This is a genomic window from Microbispora corallina, assembly GCF_016863035.1.
GTDB classification, from domain to species: Bacteria; Actinomycetota; Actinomycetes; order Streptosporangiales; family Streptosporangiaceae; genus Microbispora; species Microbispora corallina.
This window is the reverse complement of the sequence record NZ_BOOC01000096.1, coordinates 1-1,052: the sequence shown is the minus strand read 5'-3', so window position 1 is coordinate 1,052 and position 1,052 is coordinate 1. Positions and strand designations below refer to the sequence as shown.

Genomic DNA, 1,052 nt, shown 5'->3' with positions numbered 1-1,052 from the left:
TGTATTGACCACGAGCGTTGTTGACGGTTCCGCTTGATCAAGAGGAAGACCTCCGGTGTGGTGGAGGTGTCTAGGCTCCACACCACGCACGGAGGTCTTCGTGTCCCACCGTAATGCCCGGCTGACCGTTCACGGCAGGCGTCTTCTTGTCCAACGCGTCCTGGCCGGACGAGCCGTCGCGCATGTGGCCGCAGAGATGGGCATCTCCCGGCCCACCGCCTACAAATGGATCCGCCGCTGGCGCGAGCAGGGCGAGGCGGGACTCCATGACCGGCCCAGCCGGCCGCACACCACCCCGCACCGCACTCCACCCGCGGTCGAGGCGCAGGTGCTGCGGTTGCGCACCAGCCGCAAGCTCGGCCCGGCCCGCATCGGCCCCATCCTGGGCCTGGCCCCCTCCACCGTGCACCGCATCCTGACCCGTCACCACCTCAACCGGCTCGCCTACCTCGACCGGCCCACCGGGCAGCTCATCCGCCGCTACGAACGCGCCCGCCCCGGCGAACTGATCCACATCGACGTCAAAAAGCTCGGCCGTATCCCCGACGGCGGCGGCTGGCGCATCCACGGCCGCGCTGCCTGCCCCGACCGATCCCACACCACCGGCTTCGACTACATCCACTCCGCCGTCGACGACCACACCCGCATCGCCTACAGCGAAGTCCACCCCGACGAGAAAGCCGACACCTGCGCCGCCTTCCTCCGCCGGGCCGCGGCCTTCTTCGCCACCCTTGGAATCCCCACCATCGAACGCGTCCTGACCGACAACGCCTGGAGCTACCGCAAAGCCACCGCCTGGCGCCACGCCCTGGCCGACCTCGGCGCCACCGGCAAACGCACCCGCGCCTACCGCCCCCAGACCAACGGCAAGGTCGAACGCTTCAACCGCACCCTGCTGGAGGAATGGGCCTACCAGCGGCCCTACACCAGCAACGACCAACGCACCGAGGCTCTACAGGACTTTCTCCACACCTACAACTACCATCGCTGCCACACCGCACTCGGAGGCCAACCACCGATCACCCGGGTTAACAACCTCACGGGTCAATACA

Annotated in this window: 1 protein-coding gene; it reads left to right on the top strand. The window is 68.0% G+C overall.

Annotated elements, in window-relative coordinates:
• Positions 1-100: 100 nt before the first annotated feature.
• Positions 101-1,052, top strand: a 952-nt coding sequence (locus tag Mco01_RS38685) for an IS481 family transposase (protein ID WP_204061792.1), incomplete at its 3' end; no start/stop codon positions are given.